Origin of the sequence: Nonomuraea pusilla (assembly GCF_900109355.1) — a bacterium.
GTDB lineage: Bacteria > Actinomycetota > Actinomycetes > Streptosporangiales > Streptosporangiaceae > Nonomuraea > Nonomuraea pusilla.
In genome coordinates this window covers 59203-73677 of the sequence record NZ_FOBF01000025.1, presented here as the reverse complement: position 1 = coordinate 73677, position 14475 = coordinate 59203, and the positions used below count along the sequence as shown (strand labels likewise).

At 75.6% G+C, this 14475-nt stretch carries 15 protein-coding genes; 9 read left to right on the top strand and 6 right to left on the bottom strand.

Going from position 1 to position 14475, the window contains the following annotated elements:
• Nucleotides 1-23: 23 nt before the first annotated feature.
• Together BMX74_RS36515 and BMX74_RS36510 are read right to left on the bottom strand one after the other, a co-directional pair.
• Nucleotides 24-1937, bottom strand: a complete 1914-nt coding sequence (locus tag BMX74_RS36515; protein WP_091105063.1) for a glycoside hydrolase family 127 protein — start codon at nucleotides 1935-1937, stop codon at nucleotides 24-26.
• Nucleotides 1938-2374: 437 nt separating this feature from the next.
• Nucleotides 2375-3274, bottom strand: coding sequence for an alpha/beta fold hydrolase (locus tag BMX74_RS36510; protein ID WP_091105062.1), 900 nt, complete (start codon nucleotides 3272-3274; stop codon nucleotides 2375-2377).
• A gap of 374 nt (nucleotides 3275-3648) precedes the next feature.
• Between BMX74_RS36510 and BMX74_RS36505 the strand changes: the two genes are divergently transcribed.
• The 3 genes from BMX74_RS36505 to BMX74_RS36495 are packed head-to-tail and all read left to right on the top strand — an operon-like array spanning nucleotide 3649 to nucleotide 6280.
• Nucleotides 3649-4470, top strand: a complete 822-nt coding sequence (locus tag BMX74_RS36505; protein WP_091105060.1) for a CPBP family intramembrane glutamic endopeptidase — start codon at nucleotides 3649-3651, stop codon at nucleotides 4468-4470.
• Nucleotides 4467-5624, top strand: a complete 1158-nt coding sequence (locus BMX74_RS36500) for a sensor histidine kinase (RefSeq protein ID WP_091105059.1) — start codon at nucleotides 4467-4469, stop codon at nucleotides 5622-5624. The genes BMX74_RS36505 and BMX74_RS36500 overlap by 4 nt, the downstream gene beginning before the upstream one ends.
• Nucleotides 5621-6280 carry a response regulator gene (locus BMX74_RS36495; RefSeq protein ID WP_055502362.1) on the top strand — a complete coding sequence of 220 codons (660 nt, stop codon included), beginning with the start codon at nucleotides 5621-5623 and terminating at the stop codon, nucleotides 6278-6280. The genes BMX74_RS36500 and BMX74_RS36495 overlap by 4 nt, the downstream gene beginning before the upstream one ends.
• 289 nt (nucleotides 6281-6569) lie before the next feature.
• Here the strand turns inward: BMX74_RS36495 and BMX74_RS36490 are convergent, their stop codons facing one another.
• From BMX74_RS36490 to BMX74_RS36480, 3 genes are all read right to left on the bottom strand, one after another.
• Entirely contained in the window at nucleotides 6570-7322 is a 753-nt protein-coding gene (locus BMX74_RS36490; protein ID WP_091105057.1) for a GNAT family N-acetyltransferase, read from the bottom strand.
• Between the two features lie 327 nt (nucleotides 7323-7649).
• The gene (locus BMX74_RS36485) at nucleotides 7650-7865 is read right to left on the bottom strand and encodes a 4-oxalocrotonate tautomerase family protein (protein ID WP_055502364.1); all 216 of its coding nucleotides are present in this window, start codon (nucleotides 7863-7865) and stop codon (nucleotides 7650-7652) included.
• A 74-nt stretch (nucleotides 7866-7939) separates the two neighbouring features.
• Nucleotides 7940-8695 (bottom strand): SDR family oxidoreductase, encoded by a 756-nt coding sequence (locus BMX74_RS36480; RefSeq protein WP_091105056.1) that lies wholly within the window; start codon nucleotides 8693-8695, stop codon nucleotides 7940-7942.
• Nucleotides 8696-8887: 192 nt separating this feature from the next.
• Here BMX74_RS36480 and BMX74_RS36475 point away from each other — a divergent pair, with 192 nt between their 5' ends.
• On the top strand, nucleotides 8888-9778 hold the full coding sequence (locus BMX74_RS36475; protein ID WP_055502366.1) for a helix-turn-helix domain-containing protein: 891 nt from the start codon (nucleotides 8888-8890) through the stop codon (nucleotides 9776-9778).
• 16 nt (nucleotides 9779-9794) lie between these two features.
• Here BMX74_RS36475 and BMX74_RS43480 read toward each other — a convergent pair whose 3' ends face one another.
• Nucleotides 9795-10070, bottom strand: a complete 276-nt coding sequence (locus tag BMX74_RS43480) for a hypothetical protein (protein ID WP_055502367.1) — start codon at nucleotides 10068-10070, stop codon at nucleotides 9795-9797.
• 60 nt (nucleotides 10071-10130) lie between these two features.
• Between BMX74_RS43480 and BMX74_RS36470 the strand changes: the two genes are divergently transcribed.
• Genes BMX74_RS36470 through BMX74_RS36450 form a run of 5 tightly spaced genes read left to right on the top strand, consistent with a single transcriptional unit; the run spans nucleotide 10131 to nucleotide 14473 of the window.
• On the top strand, nucleotides 10131-10703 hold the full coding sequence (locus tag BMX74_RS36470) for an RNA polymerase sigma factor (RefSeq protein ID WP_055502368.1): 573 nt from the start codon (nucleotides 10131-10133) through the stop codon (nucleotides 10701-10703).
• Nucleotides 10700-11503: a zf-HC2 domain-containing protein gene (locus BMX74_RS36465; protein WP_055502369.1), complete on the top strand. Its 804-nt coding sequence runs from the start codon at nucleotides 10700-10702 to the stop codon at nucleotides 11501-11503. Before BMX74_RS36470 ends, BMX74_RS36465 begins: the two co-directional genes overlap by 4 nt.
• Nucleotides 11500-12336 carry an ABC transporter ATP-binding protein gene (locus BMX74_RS36460; RefSeq protein ID WP_091105054.1) on the top strand — a complete coding sequence of 279 codons (837 nt, stop codon included), beginning with the start codon at nucleotides 11500-11502 and terminating at the stop codon, nucleotides 12334-12336. The genes BMX74_RS36465 and BMX74_RS36460 overlap by 4 nt, the downstream gene beginning before the upstream one ends.
• Nucleotides 12333-13781: a hypothetical protein gene (locus BMX74_RS36455; RefSeq protein WP_091105053.1), complete on the top strand. Its 1449-nt coding sequence runs from the start codon at nucleotides 12333-12335 to the stop codon at nucleotides 13779-13781. The genes BMX74_RS36460 and BMX74_RS36455 overlap by 4 nt, the downstream gene beginning before the upstream one ends.
• Nucleotides 13772-14473: a hypothetical protein gene (locus tag BMX74_RS36450; protein WP_091105051.1), complete on the top strand. Its 702-nt coding sequence runs from the start codon at nucleotides 13772-13774 to the stop codon at nucleotides 14471-14473. The genes BMX74_RS36455 and BMX74_RS36450 overlap by 10 nt, the downstream gene beginning before the upstream one ends.
• Nucleotides 14474-14475 lie beyond the last annotated feature (2 nt).

Sequence of the window (14475 nt, the reverse complement as noted above, 5' to 3'; positions counted from 1 at the left end):
CGTTTGCTGATCCGGGATCCGGGTCACCGGGCCCTGACCCACACGCGCATGGCCTCCGGCCTGCGGTTGCCCCACAGGAAGTAGGGGACGAGGGTCACGGGGGCGGCTCCGGCCGGGGCGGCAGGGGGTTCGGCGGTGAGCTCGGGGTAGAGCTCCGCCGACGAGGGGGGCGCGACCTCCGCTTCGAGGCGGAGCACGACCGCGCCGGGCAGGTCGGGGGACGCCATGCTGTGAGCGTTAACAATCGCAGTCGAGGAGAGGACGAGGTCGTCCACCGGAGCCGCGGCGTCCTGCTGCTCGACGCAGTAGACGAGCGGGCCGCGGGCGACCGCCGCCGCGCCGCGCGTCGCGTCCAGGTACGGGTGCGAGCCGTGGGCGCGCACCGGCATCGGCAGGCGCAGCACCACGCTGTCGCCCGGCGACCACACCCGCTCGGCCGTCGCCCAGCCGTCCACGGCCGCGACCGGCTCGCCGTCCAGGGTGGCGCCGCGCGCCCACGCCGGCACGCGCAGCCTCAGCGCGTACGGGCGGTCAGGAGCGCGCTCCACCGTCACCCGCACCTCGCCGTCCCACGGGTAGGACGTCTCCACCGACACCGCGAACGCGTCCGTCTCCACGCGGCCCTCGGCGTACAGGGCGAGGTGGAGCGCGTCGCCCCGCTCGGCGGCCAGGTAGTCGCCGAGCTGCGCCATCCAGCGCACGATGTTCGGCGGGCAGCACGGGCAGCCGAACCAGGCGCGGCGCAGCGGCTCGCCGCCGGTCTCCGCGCCGCTGCGCTGCTCGTGGTCCGGACGGCGCTGCAGCGGGTTGTCGTAGAAGAACGCCCTGCCGTCGGCCGACAGGCCCACCGCGTACGCGTTGAACAGCACCCGCTCGAACACGTCGAGGTAGCGGGCCGCGCCCGTGGCCAGGAACATCCGCCAGCCCCACTGCATGACGGCGATCGCGGCGCAGGTCTCGCTGTAGGAGCGCTCGGAGGGCAGCTCGTACCTGTCGCCGACGGCCTCGTCGGAGTGGCGGCTGCCCAGGCCGCCGGTGAGGTAGAGCTTGGTGGCGGCCATGTCGTCCCACAGCCGCTCCAGCGCGGCGAGCAGCCCGGCGTCGCCGGTCTCCAGTGCGACGTCCGCCGCCCCCGCCGCCAGGTAGGCCATGCGCACGGCGTGACCCGTCACCGACGGCATCTCGCGGATCGGCGCGTGGTCCTGGAAGTAGTCGGGCGGGAAGATGCTGTGCTTGAGCGTGCCCCTGCCGCGCCGGTCCACGAACAGCCCGGCCTGGGTCAGGTAGGCCGCCTCACCGGTCTCCCTGTACAGCTCGACCAGGGCCATCTCGACCTCGGGGTGTCCGCAGACGGCCTCCTCGCGGCCCTCGCCGTACCGCTCGACCACCAGGTCGGCGAACCTGGCCGCCACCTTGAGCAGCCGGTCGTCGCCCATCCGCCGGTTGGCGGCCACGGCGGCCTGGACGAGGTGCCCGAGGTTGTACATCTCGTGGCCCCAGGCCAGGTCCTCCCACGGCTTCCTGGCCGCGGCCGGGTCCTGGAAGAAGGAGTTCAGGTAGCCGTCATCGGCCTGGACCCGCTCCAGCAGGCCCACCACCTCGTCGAAGAACTCCCGCACGTCCTCGCCCGCGCGGCCCGCGCCGATCTCGTACGCCAGGCCCTCCAGGGTCTTGTACAGGTCGGTGTCGAGGAACGGGTAGCGCCCGCGGTACGGCGCGGGGTCGTCCGACAGCAGCCGGCTCAGGTTCTCGACGTTGCCCGCGGCGCGCAGCTGCTCGATGGTGTGCGGGATGGTGGCCCGCAGGTTGCGCTCCTGCCACTCCTTGAGCAGGCCGCCGGTGATGCGGGCTCCAGGAACCGGCGTGACGGCCCCCGCCTCGGTCCGTACGGCGCCGGCACGCGCCTCCGCACCCGGCTTGAGCTGCCCAGACGTCATCAAACCTCCCAGTACTGTGTGGCATTGCACTGAACCTTAGGCCCGGGGAAGTGCGGCTGCCAAGTGGGGGAGGCTGGAAAATTCCGGTCGTCCACCCCACATCGGGGAGGTGACGAAGGGGTTGACAGGGTGTCGAGCGCCACACCGTCACCCCACCTGACCTGCGCTCTCACCGGGATGGACGCTCGGGACGCCCGCCGGAACAGGCCGGCCAGGACGCGGTGCGACATGACCGGTCCCGCCGGGGCCGGCACCGGCCGGATCGGCACGCCGCCGGCCGGGGCCGGCCGTCGAGGCCATGGGTGCGGGCCGGATGCCGTGCTCCACCGACCGCCCGCTCACCCACGGCTTCCGCCCCGGCGGCTCCCCCCCTGCCGGCGGGCGCCTGCTCCTTACGGAGGACGCGCCCGTCACCGGGCCGGTCGCCCGCCAGGCGGTTACCGGGCGGCCTGCGCGGCGACGCGTTCGATGGCCTGCACGGCGACCTCGGGCTGGTCGACGTAGATGTAGTGCTCGCTCTTGGCGGCCGTGCTCAGCTTGCTGCGGCTGGACAGCGCGAGCCACCTGCGCTGTCCCGCGGCCCACGCCTTCTCCAGGCGCGGCCCGTACTCGGGGAGGGCCTCAAGATACGGCTTCCCGTGCTGGATCACCTCCACCGGGATGTCCCCGGCTGAGCGGACCTCGCCGTCGGTGATGACGAGCTTCTCCGGGTTCTGGCCCTGGAAGACCGCGAGGTTCTGCGCGCGCAGCTCGGCCGCCGGGCCCTTGGCGGACTCCGGGATCGACTCGCTGATGTCGGCCAGCATCGTGGGCGGCGTGGCGTCCATCAGGACCAGCCCCTTGACGCGGTCCTGGTGGTCGGGGGCGTACCTGGCGGCGATCAGCCCGCCCAGCGAGTGGCCGGCCAGGACGACCGGGGCGTCACCGGCCACCCGGTCGAGCACCCCGGTCAGGATCTTCCCGGTGCTGGAGAAGTCCTGAGGCCCGTCCGGCTGGTCGCTCGCGCCCGCGCCGAGCCGGTCGTAGGAGCAGACCCGGTTCTGCTTGCTCAGCGTCTTCTGGACGGCGGCCAGCTTGTCCAGCCCGTCGCCTGCCCCGTGCATCAGGACGATGACCGGCCTGCCCTTCCCCGGGTCGCCCGAACAGGACACGTTCACCGACCGGCCCGCGACATCGATCTTCTCGGTGCCGGAGATCGGGGCGGCAGCGGCGGTCCGCGTGGCGGGGGCCAGGGGATCCCAGTTCTCCATCGCGTCGCCGTCGCAGCCGGCGACCCCCGCCCCGACCACGGTGCAGCACAGCGCGGCGACGACGGATGTCTTGATCCTGCGGAGCATGAGGTCCTCCAGTGAGGGGGTCGACGCCGGCGTGACGAGCGCGGCGGGAAGGCGGACGGAGCGTCCGTGGCTGCGTCGTAACGCTACGGATCCGGCCGCCGAAGATCGTCCCCGCGCGGTGGACATTCGCCGGTAGCTCGCGCGGGGGACACGTCCGGCCTCCCGGGGGATGGCCGCGCCCGCCGCGCGCCGTCGTGGGATCCGGACGCCGCCGCGGAGGCACGCCCCGGCTGCGGCGGCGAACCGCGTCTGTCCCCCGTACGAGCTACCGGCGAATGTCCACCGGGCGGGGACGATTCCAGACCGCCGGATCCCTAGCGTTTCCGGCGTAGCGGCGGCGCCCCGCCGCGAAGCCCCCCACCCAAGGAGTCGTCATGCGGTTGTTGAAACAGCTCGTGCCCGTCGCGCTGGTCGCCTTCGTCGGCGGCGCGATCGTGGGCGCGGTGCAGGGGAACGCGGTTCTCACCCTGGTGCTCGGCGTCGCGACGGCCGTGCTCGCGGTGTTCGTGTACGCCTGGGCGGTGCGGTGGTCCGAGGGCCGCGCGCCGGTGGAGGTGGCCGGGAAGGGGGCCTTCGCGGCCGCCTTCCGGGGGCTGCTGATCGGTGCCGGGATGTTCGCGGCCGTCATCGCGAACATCGCCTTCCTCGGGTACTACCGGGTCGACGGCCTCGGCTCGGTGACGGGCGCGGTCGGGCTGCTCGGCTTCATGGCCGCCGCCGCGGTGACGGAGGAGCTGCTGTTCCGCGGCATCCTGTTCCGGATCGTCGAGGGATGGATCGGCACCTGGCTGTCGCTGACGCTGACCGGCCTGGTGTTCGGCCTGATGCACCTGACGAACCCGCACGCCGACCTGTGGGGCGCGATCGCCATCGCGATCGAGGCGGGGGGCATGCTCGCCGCCGCCTACGCCGCCACCCGCACCCTGTGGGTGCCGATCGGCCTGCACTTCGGCTGGAACTTCGCGGCGGCCGGGATCTTCAGCACCGAGGTCTCGGGCAACGGCGCCACACAGGGGCTGCTGCAGGGCGTGACGTCGGGGCCCGCCCTGCTCACGGGCGGCGGGTTCGGGCCGGAGGCGAGCCCGTACGCGGTGGTGTTCGGCCTGGTGCTGACGGTCGTGTTCATGTGGCTGGCCCGCCGGCGTGGCAACGTGGTCCCGCTCCGCCGCCGCGCCGGCGCTACGCTCGCCCGATGATCGATCTGCGGCGGGCCACGGAGCGGTGGCGGCGGTGCGACGTCGTGGCCCGGGATCTCCCGTTCGGGCTGCTGCTGGCCGTCCTGTCGCTTCTGCCGGCGCTGCACGGCAAGGGGACGCAGGTCGGCGACCTGCCGGTCCGCCCCTTCGACGCGCCGGCGCTCGTGGTGATCGCCCTGGAGTGCCTTCCGCTCGCCGTGCGCCGCCGGTGGCCGGTCGTGTGCCTGGTTCTGGTGTCGCTCGGCTTCGCCCTCGACCAGCTCTACGGCTACCACGTGCTGGCGAGCAACGCGCTGCCCATCGCGCTCATCAGCGCCGGCGCCCACCTGGAGCGCCACCGGCGCGTCACCGTGCTGCTCCTCTCGCTGGCGTACGTGCCGCTGGCGGTCGCGCTCGGGCGGATCGGCGCGACCGAGAAGCCGGAAGGGTACGTGGTGTTCTACCTGGCCCTGGCCCTCGCGTGGGGCATCGGGGCCTGGCTGCGCTCCACCCGCGCCGCCGAGGCGGACCGCCGCCGCCACGTCGCCGAGGCCACCCGCGCCGCCGAACGCACCCGGATCGCCCGCGAGCTCCACGACGTCGTGACCCACCACGTGACGGCGATGGTCGTGCAGGCCGAGGCCGCGCGTTACCTGACCGCCGCCCCCGACCGCCTCGACGCGACGCTGAGCGCCGTCACCGACACCGGCCGGAGGGCCATCGCCGACCTGCGGCACATGCTCGACCTGCTCAAAGCCGATCACGACACCGACGCCGGCATGCCCTCCGCCGGCGAGCTCCACACCCTCGTGGAGCAGACCCGCCGGGCCGGGCAGCCGGTGGAGTTCACCGAGGAGGGCGTGCCCGCGGAATCGGCGGGCAGCGCCGAGTTCGTGACCTATAGGGTCGTCCAGGAGGCCCTGACGAACGCGCTCAAGCACGCCCACGGCAGCCCCACCGTGGTCCACGTGCGCTACGGCGAGAAGGAGATCAGCGTGGCGGTCAGCACCGACGGTTCCGGCTCCCGGGCCACCGCCTCTCCCGGCGGGAGCGGGCACGGCCTCGCCGGGCTCCGCGAGCGGGTCGAAGCCCTGGGCGGCGAGTTCATCGCCGACCGGCAGGCGGGCGGCGGCTTCGTCGTGCGGGCCCGCATCCCCGCCGGGAGCCCGTCGTGAGCGCGCCGATCCGGGTCCTGGTCTGCGACGACCAGGCGCTGATCCGCACCGGCTTCGCGACGATCATCGACGCGCAGCCCGACCTGGAGGTGGTGGGCGAGTGCGGCGACGGCCGCGCCGCGGTCGACCTCGCCCGCCGGCTGAACCCCGACATCGTGGTGATGGACGTGCGCATGCCGGTGCTCGACGGCATCGAGGCGACCCGCCGGCTGGCCGGCGCCGGGGTGCCGGACCCCGTCAAGGTGCTGGTGGTGACGACGTTCAACCTGGACGAGTACGTCTACGAGGCGCTGCGGGCGGGGGCGAGCGGGTTCCTGCTGAAGGACGCCCCGCCGGCGCAGCTCCTGCACGGCATCCGCACCGTCGCCACCGGCGCCGCGCTGCTGGCCCCCGAGGTGACGCGGCAGCTCGTCGGCCGGTACGCGGCCCGGATCCGCCCCGCCCAGGACACGCCGGACGACACCGCGCTGACGCCGCGCGAGCTGGAGGTGCTGCGCCTCATCGCCGACGGCCTGTCCAACAGCGAGATCGCCGCCACCCTGGTGATCAGCCAGGAGACCGTCAAGACGTACGTGTCGCGCATCCTCACCAAGCTCGACCTGCGTGACCGCGTGCAGGCGGTGGTCTACGCCTACCGCAGGGGCCTGGTGACCTGAGCGGCACCTCGTCCTCCACTCGCCCGGCCAGTTCGGTGACGCGGCGCGGCGGTCGCGGAGGATGCCGAGCACCCGTAGCTGGGCGAGCGACAGGTCGTGCTCGCCGCCGACGCGGGTCAGCACGCCTGTCACCCCGAAGGCGGCTCCCTGGGAAGCGCCGGCGGGTCCGTCCGGGAACGGGAACCGGACATCGCCCACGCCGGCTGACGGGAGCCCGGGTCCGGCCGGCGCGCACCCCGTCGGCGAGGCGCCGGGATCACGAGCGGGCGGGTGGGCCGCGTGGTGGTCGTCAGGTGCCGAGCGACATGTACAGGCGGGTGCCCTGCGGCCGGAAGCCGACGCGCTCGTAGACGCGCCGCGACCCCTCGCCGCCGTACTCCAGCCAGACCGTCGCCGCCCCCTGGGCGAGCATCGCCTCGGTCAGCGCGGCGGTGACCGCCGCGGCGATGCCGCGGCCGCGGAAGGCGGGACGGGTGCCGACGCCCGCCAGCTCGGCGGTGCCAGCGGCCGGCGCGGAGCAGGACGCCCCGCCGGCGCAGCCGCCGTCGGGCGCGCGGACGAACCGCACGGCCCCGCCGCCCTCCTGGACGCGCCGCAGCCGCGCCGCGCCCTCCGGCGACGAGGCGAACACCCCGCCGAACGCCTCCGCCAGGGCGGCGTCGATCGCGGTGTAGTCGTCGTCGGTGGACGGCGTCTCCACGAGCAGCCCCGGCGAGGCGGGCCGCGCGAGCGTGCCGGCGTCGCAGACGAGGTACTCGTGCACCTCCTCCACGGTGAACCCGGCCTCGCGCAGCGCGGGTTCCACGGCGGGCGCCGCGTCGGGCGCGAACTCCAGGCGCGGCTTCAGGCCGCGCTCACGGAACGCCGCGACCAGCGCGGCGACGTCCGACGCCCCCGGCGTGGCTCCGGGCAGCGGCGTGGCGTAGTTGACGTACGGGCTGGTGGTGCCGGGGTCGAACCCCGCGACGAAGCCCCCGGTCTCGACGACCACGGGACGGCGGCGCAGGTTGGACACGGCGAAAGTCTGGACATCGATGCCCATGATTGGTGATGACCTCACGTATGACGACGGATGGATGCGCTCAGGCGTGCGAGGCCTGGCGCGGAACCGGAGAACGTGGGGCCGCCGCGAGACGGGGCTCGGCAGGCTGGCGCCGGGACCGCGGAGCGCGGACCGGTCAGTGCCGGCGGCGGCCGCTGAGGGACGCCGAGATCATGGGCTTCAGTCCTTCGAAAGGTGATGTCACTGCGAGAGCGGTCATACCCTGCCACGCCGTACGTGATCGCGCAACCGCGGCGGGTGGACTTCCAGGAGACGCACGGAGCGCCGCGGACGGCGCTCCCCAGGGCGGCCCCGGCGTCCGACGGCTCAGCCCGTCACGTCGCCCTGGAGGGCGGCCAGGGTGAGGACGGCGCCCCCGACGCCCCAGCCGCCGTCGGTCACCTCCTCCACGAGCACCACCGTCGTGGCCCGCGCCCGCTCGCCGTAGACCTCGGCGTACAGGTCGGTGGTGCGGGCGACGATGAGCCGCTTCTGCTCGGCGGTGAGGGTGCCGGCGGGGACCTTGAAGTTGGCGAACGGCATGATGATCCTTCTCAGCGTGGTCGGGTCGTGGTGAGCGGGCGCTTTCCGCGCCCGAGCGGCGCGGGCCGGAGGCGTCAGACGATCGCGCCGTTCGCCCGGACGACCTGCCCGTTGACCCAGTGGCCCGCCGGGGAGGCGAGGAAGGCGACCACCTCGGCGATGTCGGCCGGGGTGCCGATGCGCTCCAGCGGCGACTGGGCGGCCAGCCGGGCGACCGCATCCTCGTCCTTGCCGTCGAGGAACAGGTCGGTCGCGGTGGGGCCGGGGGCCACGGCGTTGACGGTCACGTCCCGGCCGCGCAACTCCCTGGCGAGGATCATGGTGAGCGCCTCCACGGCTCCCTTGCTGGCGCTGTAGGCCCCGTACGTGGGGACGGCCAGGCCCACCACCGACGTGGAGAAGGTGATGAGCGCGCCGCCCCCGCGCAGGTGGCGGGCGGCCTGCTGGGCCACCACGAAGGTGCCGCGGATGTTGGTGCGGTGCAGGGCGTCCAGCTCGGCCAGGTCCAGGTCGGCGACGGCCGACAGCGCGATGCGGCCGGCGGCGTGGACGACGACGTCCACGCCGCCGAACTCGGACCGCGCCGTCTCGAACATGGCGGCGACGGCGTGCTCGTCGGCGACGTCGGCGCGCACGGCGAGCGCGCGGCCCCCGGCGGCGGCGATCTCCTTGACGGCGCCGTCGGCGGCGTCGCGGTCGCCCGCGTAGCCGACGACCACGGCGTGGCCGTCGGCGGCCAGACGGCGGGCGCTCTCGCGGCCGATGCCGCGAGAGCCGCCGGTGACGATCGCCACCCGCCCGGTTCCCGCCTGTGCTCCTGACACGGACATGAGTGCTCCTCTGCTTGACGGTTGCTCGGCGGTTGCTCGCCGTGCGGTGCGGGACACCGCGGCCCGCGTCCCGGGTGCTCCCCGGTGTCCGGTGTCCACCTTCGGTCCGCCCGGCGAGCTCAGCCAGGGCTGAGCTCACCCTGGGGTCGGCGTCCCCTGGTTGCGCCCGAGCCGGGGGACGACAATGGAGGGGTGAACCTCACCGAACTGGCGGCGTTCCTCAAGTCCCGTCGCGACCGCGTCCGGCCGGCCGACGTCGGCCTGCGGCCGGGCAGCCGCCGCCGCGTCCCCGGGCTGCGCCGCGAGGAGGTGGCGCAGCTCGCCGGGCTGTCGGCCGACTACTACACCGAGATCGAGCGGGGGCGCGGCGCTCAGCCGTCGGCGCAGACCCTGGCGGCGCTCGCCCGCGCGCTGCGCCTCGACCGGGACGAACGCGACCACCTGTTCCACCTCGCCGACCGGCCGGTGCCGCCGTCGGCGCGCGGTCCTGAGACGCACGTCCAGCCCGCCCTGCTGGCCCTGCTCGACCGCCTGACGACGACCCCGGCGCTGGTCATCACGGACCTGCACGAGACCGTGACCCAGAACGCGCTCGCCACGGCGCTGCTCGGCGAGCCGCCGCGGCTGCGCGGGCCGGAGGCGAGCCTCGTCCACCGCTGGTTCACCGACCCGGCCGCCCGTGCCATCTACCCGGCCGAGGACCATCCGTACCATTCGCAGCGGTTCGTGGCGGACCTGCGCGCGGTGGCCGCCCGCCGCGGCGACGACCCGGGGGTGGCCCGCATGGTGGCCGCGCTGCGGCGGCGCAGCCCCGAGTTCGCGGCGCTGTGGGAGACGGGCGACGTGGCGCTGCGCCGCTCCGACCGCAAGCGGATCGTCCACCCGTCGCTCGGCGTGGTCGAACTGGACTGCCACAACATGTTCAGCGAGGACGGCCGCCAGCGGCTGCTGTTCTTCACCGCCCCGCCGGGCAGCGCGGCGGCCGGCCAGCTGGAACTCCTGTCCGTGGTCGGCACCCAGGACCTGTCCCCCACGCCCCGTCCCGCCCCGGCCCGCGCCCCGCGCCGGCCAGGCGTTTCCTGAGCGTTCCCGCGGCGGATCAGGCCGCCCTGGCGAGGAAGGCGGCGACGGCGGCGTGCGCCCGGGCCGTCTCGTCCCAGCGGCCGTAGAAGAAGGGCATGGCGGCGTCCCGGTCGTCGTCGGACTCCGAGCCCGCCCAGACGGCCCGCAGCGCCTCGAACGCCTCCGGGAACCAGGGTTCGGCGGCGCGCAGGCCGGCGGCTCCCCCTCCCCCGTCACCTGGTAGGCGAGCGCGGTCCCGTCGGGCGCGGAGAAGATCGGCACGCCGCCATCCCGACGCCCCGCCCCCGCCCACGGCGACCGGCCCGCGAGGGCCGCGCGAACCGGGACGGCGGCCGGGCGCGATAGACGGGGTGTGAGACTGTTCCCGTCCTGGCGGCGCGAGCCGCCCGAGGTGGGCGACCACAGCACGGACGCCGAGCTGGTGGCCGCCGTGGCCGCCCGCAGCACGACCGCGCTGCGCCTGCTGCACCGCCGCCACGCCCCGTGGCTGCGCGCCAGGCTGACCCGCCGCTGCGCCGACCCCGACGCCGTGGACGACGCCCTCCAGGAGACGTTCCTCGCCGTGTGGCGGTCGGCGAGCCGGTTCGCGGGCGGCGACCCGGCCGCCTGGCTGTGGACGATCGCCGTCCGCCGGCTCGTCTCGGTGCTGCGGGGGCGCGGCTCGCGCTGGATCGGCGGCGGCGCGGAGCCCGGCGAGGGTTCGCCCGTCGCGTCGGCGGAGGACGTCGTGCTGCTCGGGGTCGAGCACGGCGACCTGGGCGCGGCGCTGCGCAGGCTCTCGCCGGAGCTGCGGGCCGTCATCCAGGCGACCGTCCTGGACGGGCTCACCACCAGGGAGGCCGCCCGCCTCCTCGGCATCCCGGAAGGCACGGTCAAGACCCGCGCGATGCGGGCCAGGGCCAGGCTGCGCGAGGAGCTCTCATGACCTGGCACGTATCGGACGATCTGCGCGAAGGCTACCTCGGCGGCGGGCTCGACCCCGCGCTCGCGATGTCCGTGGAGACCCACCTGGCGCGGTGCGCGGCGTGCCGGGCGGCGGTGCCGTACGAGCCGGAGTGGCTGGAGGAGTCGTGGCGGCGGCTGGAGGCCCGGCTGGTCGCGCCCAGGCCGGGCCCGGCCGAGCGGCTGCTCGCGCGCTGCGGCGTGCCCGCGCACCTGGCCAGGCTGCTCATGGCGACGCCGACGCTGAGCAGGGCGTGGCTGGCGGCGGTGGGGGCGGCGCTGGCGTTCGCGGTGCTCGCCGCCCGCGTCGATCCCGCGTTCGTGCCGGCGTTCCTGGTCGCCGCGCCGGTGCTGCCGCCGGCCGGCATCGCTCTGGCGTACGGGCCGCGGGTGGACCCGGCGTACGAGCTGCTGGCGGCCACCCCGCTGGCCGGGGCGCGGCTGCTGCTCACGCGCGCGGCCGCGGTGCTGTCGACGGCGGTCGTCCTGGCCGGGGCGGCCTCGCCGCTGCTGCCCGCGCCGCCGTGGCTGTGCGCCGCCTGGCTGCTGCCCTCGCTGGCGGTGACGCTGGCCTGCCTGGCGCTGTCACGCCTGGTACGCGTCCCGCTGGCGGCGCTCGCCGTGACCGGGCTGTGGCTGGCCGTCGCCGGCGCGGCGGGGTTCGCCGGCGACTGGGTGTCGGCGTTCGCCCCGGCCGCCCAGATCGGGTACGCCGCGGCGGCCGCCGTCCTGCTGCTGCGGCTGCGTGCCGCGAGAACCAGAGGGGAGACCGACACCGGATGATCCGGATCAAGGACCTGACCAAGACGTACGGCCGCAGGGCGGCCCTCGACGGCCTCACCCTGACGCTCGGCGTGGGCGTGACCGGCCTGCTCGGGCCGAACGGCGCGGGCAAGACCACGCTGCTGCGGTGCCTGGCCACCACGCTCGCGCCGGACGGCGGCAGGATCGACGCGTACGGCCTGGACCCGTCCCACCCGGTGCAGCGCACGGCGCTGCGGCGCAGGCTCGGCTACCTGCCGCAGGACCCGGGCTTCTACCCGCACTTCACCGCCTTCGACCTGGTGGACTACGTGGCGGTGCTCAAGGAGCTGACCGACGCCCGGCAGCGGCACGCCGAGGTGCGCAGGGTGCTGGCCGAGGTGGGGCTGACCGACCGGGCCGGGACGAAGGTGCGCAGGCTGTCGGGCGGCATGCGGCAGCGGCTGGCGCTCGCGCAGGCCCTGCTCGGCGACCCCGACCTGCTGATCCTCGACGAGCCGACCGTGGGGCTCGACCCGGAGCAGCGGATGTCGTTCCGCGCGCTGGTGTCGCGCCTCGGCGAGAGCCGGACGGTGGTGCTGTCCACCCACCAGACCGAGGACGTCGCCGCGCTGTGCGAGCGGGTGGTGGTGCTGCGGCAGGGCGGGGTCGTCTTCGACGGCACCCCGGGCGCGCTCGCCGCCGTCGCGGAGGGCCGCGTCTGGCTGTCGGACGCGGCCCCGGAGGTGTCGACGCTGTTCTGGCGCACCGCCGACGGCCGTTACCGCACCCTCGGCGAACCGCCGCCCGCCGCGAACCCGGCCGCCCCCGGCGTGGAGGACGGCTACCTCATGCTCCTCGGGGAGGCCGCGTGACCTGGCGCCTCTTCCTGCTGGAGACGCGCAGGACGCTGCGGCATCCGCTCGTCTGGGGCACCGCCCTGCTCGTGCTGGCGCTGCAGACCTTCCTCACCCGTGACGAGCAGCCCGACCTGTCGGTGGACCCGGTGCGCGCGACAGGGCTGTCCACCTGCCTGGCCGCCGCCGTCCTGGTGGTGGCGAGCCTGGCGGCGTCCCGCGACGGCCGTCACGGGATGCCGGAGAGCCTCGCGAGCCTGCCCGGCCGGGCGGTGCACAGGACCCGCGCCGTCCTCGCGGCGTCGGCGCTCACCGGGGGCCTGGCCGCCGCGCTGACCACTGGCTGCTACCTCGGCGTCCGCCTGCTCGGCGGCCCCGCCGGCGGGCGGCTCGACGTGTGGGAGCCGCTGACCGCCGTGGCCGCGTCGGTGCTCGCCGCCGCGCTGGGCGTGGCGACGGGACGGTGGGCGCGGTGGCTGGTGGCCGGGCCGATGGTGGCCGCCGCGCTCGGCTTCCTGATCCTCCTCAACGACCAGAACGGGGCCGCCGGGTGGCTGCTGCCCGTCATGCAGGAGCACAGCGCCGACTGGCCCGACCGGCCGTCCGGCGTCCACCTCCTGTACGTGCTGGCGCTCGCCGTCGCGTTCGCCGGGATCGCGCTGCTCAGGCACCGCGCGAGGATCGCTCCCGCCGTCGCCGCGGTGGCGGCGCTGGCCGTGGCCGTGCCCGCGGGGGCCGCGGCCGCGGCCCGGCCGCCCGTCGTGCTGCCCGGCAGCGGCGAGCTCACGATGGACGACGTGGACCCGAGGGTCCGGGAGCGCTTCTTCGGGCCCGGCGCCCGCTCCTGCGCGGCGCGGCGGGGCATCACCTACTGCGCCTACCGCGGCTACGAGCCGTGGATCCCGCTGTGGGAGGAGGCGGTGCTCCCGATCGCGGACCTGCTGCCCGCCCCGGTGCGCGCCCGCCTCCCCCGGGTGGAGCAGGTCGCCCCCGACTGGTCCTTCGCGGAGGACACCGGCGACGACTGGCGGATCAGTCCGCCGATGACCTGGGGCGGGCCCGGCCAGCGCGCCATGGTCGCCCAGGACGTCGCGTTCTGGGCCGCCTGGCGAGGTGGCCGGGCTCCCGCCGGCCAGGAGACCCGGTTCCCCAGGGGTGGCTGCGACGCCCACGGCCAGGCGCGTATCCTCGTGGCGCTGTGGCTGGCCGGCCGGGTCTCCCCTCCGGAGCAGCCCCGCCCCCTGTACCTGGACGCGCGGCACGCCCGCATGATCATGATCCGCTGGGGCGCCGCCGAGGTGGGCTACGCCAAGGCGCTCCTCGCCCTGCCGGGCGCCGCCGAGGCGGTCCGCACCCACTGGGACGTCCTCGTCGACCCGGCCACCACCGTCGAGCGGGCCCTGCCGCTGCTGGGCCTGCGGCGCACCGCCGACACACCTCCAGGAGCGACGCCATGCCCATGACCCTCCCCTCCACGCGTCCGCACGTCCCGACCCCGGCCGGAGGGGCGCGGGCCGCCGCCTCCCGGTGGCGCCTGGCCGTGCTGCTGGTGCGCCCGCTGGCCCGCGCCATCGACTGGGCGCCGCTCGCGGCCGTCGCGGTGGGCGGCGCGGCGGCGCTGGCCCTCACGGGCCTCGTCCGGCAGCCGGACCCCGGCACCGCCCTGGTGGCGCTGCGCGTCGTGGGCACGCTGCTCGGCTCGGCAGCCGCGTTCGCGCTGGTGGACCCCATGTCGGCCGACCTGGACGCGGCGCCGGCCCCCCGGTGGCTGCGGCAGGCGCTGCGCTGCCTGCTGGCCGGCGGCGCGGCGGTCGGCGCGTGGCTGGCGGCCTTCGCCTGGACGCTCTCGCGCCTGCCGGACGGCGTGCTCTTCCCGGTCGGCGACCTGCTCGTCGAGATGGGGGTGTGCCTCGGGGTGGCGCTGGCCGCCGGGGCGACCGCCGTGCGGCACGCGCGGGGACGGCAGGCCGCCATGGCCTCCGTGGTGGTGCAACTCCTCCTGGTCCTCGCCACCGTGCTGCTGCCGGACGAGGTGAGGCTCTGGCCGCCCACCTGCGGCTTCGGCGCGTGGGACGAGGCGCACCGGTTCTGGCTGGCGATGCTGCCGCTGCCGTACGCGTGGCTGGCCCTCGCCCTCCGCGACGCCCGCCGCTGAGC

Excerpts from the sequence above, each read along its gene's own strand:
- BMX74_RS36515 (WP_091105063.1), bottom strand. The coding sequence starts at position 1,937 with ATGACGTCTGGGCAGCTCAAGCCGGGTGCGGAGGCGCGTGCCGGCGCC.
- BMX74_RS36510 (WP_091105062.1), bottom strand. The coding sequence starts at position 3,274 with ATGCTCCGCAGGATCAAGACATCCGTCGTCGCCGCGCTGTGCTGCACC.
- BMX74_RS36505 (WP_091105060.1), top strand. The coding sequence starts at position 3,649 with ATGCGGTTGTTGAAACAGCTCGTGCCCGTCGCGCTGGTCGCCTTCGTC.
- BMX74_RS36500 (WP_091105059.1), top strand. The coding sequence starts at position 4,467 with ATGATCGATCTGCGGCGGGCCACGGAGCGGTGGCGGCGGTGCGACGTC.
- BMX74_RS36490 (WP_091105057.1), bottom strand. The coding sequence starts at position 7,322 with ATGGGCATCGATGTCCAGACTTTCGCCGTGTCCAACCTGCGCCGCCGT.
- BMX74_RS36485 (WP_055502364.1), bottom strand. The coding sequence starts at position 7,865 with ATGCCGTTCGCCAACTTCAAGGTCCCCGCCGGCACCCTCACCGCCGAG.
- BMX74_RS36480 (WP_091105056.1), bottom strand. The coding sequence starts at position 8,695 with ATGTCCGTGTCAGGAGCACAGGCGGGAACCGGGCGGGTGGCGATCGTC.
- BMX74_RS36465 (WP_055502369.1), top strand. The coding sequence starts at position 10,700 with ATGACCTGGCACGTATCGGACGATCTGCGCGAAGGCTACCTCGGCGGC.
- BMX74_RS36460 (WP_091105054.1), top strand. The coding sequence starts at position 11,500 with ATGATCCGGATCAAGGACCTGACCAAGACGTACGGCCGCAGGGCGGCC.
- BMX74_RS36450 (WP_091105051.1), top strand. The coding sequence starts at position 13,772 with ATGCCCATGACCCTCCCCTCCACGCGTCCGCACGTCCCGACCCCGGCC.